The sequence below is a fragment of the Pseudomonadota bacterium genome (genome assembly GCA_026388215.1).
GTDB lineage: Bacteria > Desulfobacterota > Syntrophorhabdia > Syntrophorhabdales > Syntrophorhabdaceae > JAPLKF01.
In genome coordinates this window covers 1-4,077 of the sequence record JAPLKF010000279.1, presented here as the reverse complement: position 1 = coordinate 4,077, position 4,077 = coordinate 1, and the positions used below count along the sequence as shown (strand labels likewise).

The 4,077-nt window shown below is 42.0% G+C and carries 5 protein-coding genes; 2 read left to right on the top strand and 3 right to left on the bottom strand.

Translation table 11 applies throughout. The features are described from left to right. The first annotated feature begins 665 nt into the window (after positions 1-665). Both NTU69_12760 and NTU69_12755 read left to right on the top strand, forming a co-directional pair. The gene (locus NTU69_12760; GenBank protein ID MCX5804376.1) at positions 666-1,031 is read left to right on the top strand and encodes a pentapeptide repeat-containing protein; all 366 of its coding nucleotides are present in this window, start codon (positions 666-668) and stop codon (positions 1,029-1,031) included. Positions 1,032-1,135: 104 nt separating this feature from the next. Beyond that, entirely contained in the window at positions 1,136-1,576 is a 441-nt protein-coding gene (locus NTU69_12755) for a tetratricopeptide repeat protein (GenBank protein ID MCX5804375.1), read from the top strand. Positions 1,577-1,800: 224 nt separating this feature from the next. Here the strand turns inward: NTU69_12755 and NTU69_12750 are convergent, their stop codons facing one another. The 3 genes from NTU69_12750 to NTU69_12740 all read right to left on the bottom strand — a co-directional run. Continuing rightward, positions 1,801-3,363, bottom strand: coding sequence for a sodium:solute symporter family protein (locus NTU69_12750; protein ID MCX5804374.1), 1,563 nt, complete (start codon positions 3,361-3,363; stop codon positions 1,801-1,803). After that, positions 3,360-3,506 carry a hypothetical protein gene (locus NTU69_12745; GenBank protein ID MCX5804373.1) on the bottom strand — a complete coding sequence of 49 codons (147 nt, stop codon included), beginning with the start codon at positions 3,504-3,506 and terminating at the stop codon, positions 3,360-3,362. Before NTU69_12745 ends, NTU69_12750 begins: the two co-directional genes overlap by 4 nt. 375 nt (positions 3,507-3,881) lie before the next feature. Further along, on the bottom strand, positions 3,882-4,077 hold a 196-nt coding region (locus NTU69_12740), incomplete at its 5' end, for a hypothetical protein (protein ID MCX5804372.1).

Below are 4,077 nucleotides of genomic sequence, written 5' to 3'. Positions count from 1 at the left end.
AGTATAAAAGGGCAGCCTGGGTTTTCTCCTGAACGTCCGGTGTTTCGATATCGCCTTCCTTCTTGGTCTCTATCATGTGGATTGTATCCTGCGTCTCTGTCACAAAATCGGGATGATACTGTCTTGAATTGTGCTTCCAGTAGATCCTGAACTGCTTTTGCCGCCGGCCTAAGCCATTTCAGAACGCCTTGTCCTGTTCAAGAATAATTGCAAAATCTTTCTCTGTTTTGGAATCGAACTTGTACAGGTTGTGACAGGCTTTTTTGAAGCCGCTAAAGACCTTACTCGGGATCGTATTGGTAGGTATTATCGTCTCAGTGTAATGATGAATACTATCCTTTGTGTATTTCGCAAGTAGGTTAGGTTCTGGTCTAATGATAGTCTTATTGATGTCCAAAAGGTGAGAAATAGCGATTTGAAGGCTGTGCACTTTTAAATTTTAGCTAACAGTGATAAAAAGATACCTAAAAAAATTCTTGACTTCTAAAAGATAAAATAATAATTATATGAATCATGGATATCTAACGAATAAAATTGAATAACGAATGGGTTCAGGGATATTTGTATATCTCTGGAGGTTATTGCAGGATGGTCGGGCCGCCACCTGAATGATATTCGGGTGGCGTTTTTTTTGGTAAGAATATAAATACATTAAGGAGGTATTTATGGCTAAAAAAAGAATTGGATTAGTTTTTGTTTTTCTTATGATTCAATTATTTCTGATGACAAGCATATTATATGCATTCAATGAAGCCCACCTGAAGAAACTCAACACATCTACTGAATGTGTCAATTGTGACCTTTCAAACGCAAACCTTTCCAACATTGACCTCTCCAATACAAATTTATCCAATGCAAACCTTTCTGGTGTAAATCTTACCGGCACAAACTTCTGGGATTCAAACCTTTCCGGTGCAAATTTATCCGGCGCAAAGCTGTCCAATACAAACTTTACCGGTGCAAACCTGTCCGGTGCCACCTGGATTGATGGGAAGAAGTGTAAATCCGGCTCCAGAGATAAGTGCAAATAGGAAAACTATTTAATAGCATTATTGGTTCCTTAAAGATTCATTAACCTTTGGACTTTTTCAGACACCTGTAGTAGGCTAAGGAAAATGACTTTTTAAGGAGTCCGATGTTTAGAAAAAAACGATTTTCTATCTGGTTGTTATCCTGTTTTCTGTTTATTTTCAGTGCGTCATGCACTGGATGTGTCCAGAAAGAGCCTGAAGCAAAAGAGTATTTTAAAAAAGCATATCAGTTTATTGATGCAGGGTATCCACAGGAGGCATTGGAACTTCTGAATATGGCTGTTGAAAAGGATCCGAAGTTCATTGAGGCATACTACAACAGAGGCGTTGTATTGTTTTCTATTAACAGGGATCAGGAAGCCATGAAAGACTTTCAGAAGGTTACAGAGCTAAATCCTGACTTTGCGCGTGCATACGCCGGACTCGGGAGTATATACGAAAGTTTAAACAATCAGAGTGAAGCTATCAAAAACTACAGAATTGCCGCCCGTTTGGGCAACAAGGAAACACAGGACTACCTGAAACAGAAGGGCATTACCTGGTAGAATTACGCCTTTTTTGAAACCATTTAATAAACCGCCTGACCCAGTATCCCAAAATACAAACACCGGCTGCAAGCCACAAAATTTCGTATATAAGTTTCACGGTATCATTATCCATTTTTCACCCGAACAGGTTATTCTTATATCCATCCATCTTTTTTTGGGAAAGTGCATGAAAAAATAAAAAAAGAGGGGCAAAAGCCCCTCTTTTTTGTATTAACCATCTTTTACTGTTTCGCCGGGAACAATTTATCGAGCAGTTCCTTTGATGGCGGTTTTGTAATGAAGCTCACTAAGAAGTAGAGCACGCCACAACCTATAACGAGCCACCACTCAAGGGTGCCCATGCCGACGTATTTCTTATAGAGCACTGCATACCCGCCGTATATGGACATGCCAGTACCATACAGTACGCAGAGCAAAGCGCCCCATTTTGTTGCCCTTTTCCAGTAATAGGATATTGCTGTTACGAAGAAGAAAATAGCGCCGAGACCCATGGCGGCGAGACCCATAAAGATTGAAAGCAGTGGAGGCGGATTTACAAGTGTCCAGTAGAAGGGGAGGAAGAGGAAGAGGGCGATCAAGAAATACCCTAAATTGAGCATCGCCTTATCCGATACCTTGGGCCACCATGTCTTTATAATGTCCCTTGTCACGTTGGCGCTCATAATAAATACCATGGCTGCAAGGGTAGAAAGCGCTGCTGCGAAGAGACCCATGACGTAAAGGGTCATCATGGGTACCCCACCCACTGCATGAGCAAGATATGGCGCTGCGAGGTCGCCCATCCAGGGTTTTATTGCGAGGAGTCTGGGCCCGTAAACCATCCTTGCCACAAGACCGTTGCTCGAGCAGTCGAGCATGATGGGGATACCGGCTACGAGGTACACAGTGGTGAGTAATTTCCAGTATCCGGCTTTGTTCAACTTGGCCATACCGAGGAACCTGCTTACATTATGGGGGAAGCCGATTGCCATTGTGAAGAAGATGACCGGTGTTGCAAGGATTCCTACAAGACTCGAGAAGAGTTGTGTTGGACCAAGCTTTGGAAGCTCCGGCCTCATCAGTTTAATAAGTGCAGGGCCAACCTTTGGTTCCATATACAGCTTTGAAGATATTTCATAAAAACCACCTGCCCATATGATTGCCCATATGCCGAGGACAGCACCCACAATCCCGAGGAAAAACCCCTGAAATGCCATAGACCACTGGGTTCCTATATATCCGCCGAGAACCATGTACAGCCAGGCAATGAATATTGAGAGGAGCAAACACCAGAGCGGCGGAAGTCCTGTTACTGCATACCAGACACCACCGGCTGCCTTTAACTGACCAACAGAATACATGAAGAGAAAATAGAGCATAACTACTGCTATGACGGTCTGGAGCATTTTGCTCTCAAACCTTCTCCCGATTGTTTCTGGAAGCGTTGCTGCACCGAGTTTTGCGGAGAATTCCCTTGTTTTTATTGCTGCAAGCCAGCAACAGGGGACTAAACCGAGGAGGCTCCATATGCCGGCAAACCACATGCCGGAGAAACCAAGAGAATATACGATACCGGTGCTACCGCAGAACGCCCATCCTGATAGATACGATGCACAAAGGGCAGCGCCTGTAATCCAGGGCCCTATATCCCTTTTCCCAACGAGATATTCATCAAAGGATTTCCATTGTTTTTTTGATAAAATCCCGAGTATAACCGAAACTGCCAGTATAATTGCTACACCAATTGCGCCCCACACTGCTGTTGCTGCCGTTGCCTTTGGTACTTCAAATAATTGTGGGTTCATTCTTTCCACCCCCTTGTGATTATCCATGTCCCTATGAATGTCATCAGGGTCAGCCCGATTATCACTACCCACCAGACATACCATGGGTACATGAGGACTGATGGATCAGGTAAAACAGTTTGTGCTACTTGTATAGGTTGCATAAAAACCCTCCTTTCTTTTTATAAAAACCCTTTATAAAAAACCTTGTTATTTAATCACCTCCTTAATAAAAATATTTTTTTGCCAAATGTAAGGATAACAATAAGGAAGATCGACGGAAATTGAGGATTTGATTATAATATTGTCTATGATTTATACCCCCCATCCCCCTTGTCTTTCTATAATGATAGTGTTATATACAAAAATGTCAACAAAAAAATTGACTATTATCACATATCGGTAACCGATAAAAGATTAACTATTTAATTATATTAGATAAACTCGACTTGGGTGTTAGGGATACAGTATACAGAAAATTGTAAGTAGCCTATGCCTGTTTTTTCTGTTACTGCTTACTTCCTACTACCTACTGATTTTTAAAGTCTGACTGATACGACCTTTGAAATACCTTCTTCTTCCATTGTGACGCCGTAAATCGTGTTTGATGATTCCATAGTAATTCTGTTGTGTGTGATAAATACTATCTGGGTTTTGTTGCTGATGCTTTTAATAATCTCGAGGAGAGACATAATGTTTGCATCGTCGAGGGGGGCATCTATTTCATCCAGAAAC

What these genes read in the sequence shown, in the direction of transcription:
- NTU69_12755 (MCX5804375.1), top strand. Translation starts at nt 1,136, where the DNA reads ATGTTTAGAAAAAAACGATTTTCTATCTGGTTGTTATCCTGTTTTCTG.
- NTU69_12745 (MCX5804373.1), bottom strand. Translation starts at nt 3,506, where the DNA reads ATGCAACCTATACAAGTAGCACAAACTGTTTTACCTGATCCATCAGTC.
- NTU69_12750 (MCX5804374.1), bottom strand. Translation starts at nt 3,363, where the DNA reads ATGAACCCACAATTATTTGAAGTACCAAAGGCAACGGCAGCAACAGCA.
- NTU69_12760 (MCX5804376.1), top strand. Translation starts at nt 666, where the DNA reads ATGGCTAAAAAAAGAATTGGATTAGTTTTTGTTTTTCTTATGATTCAA.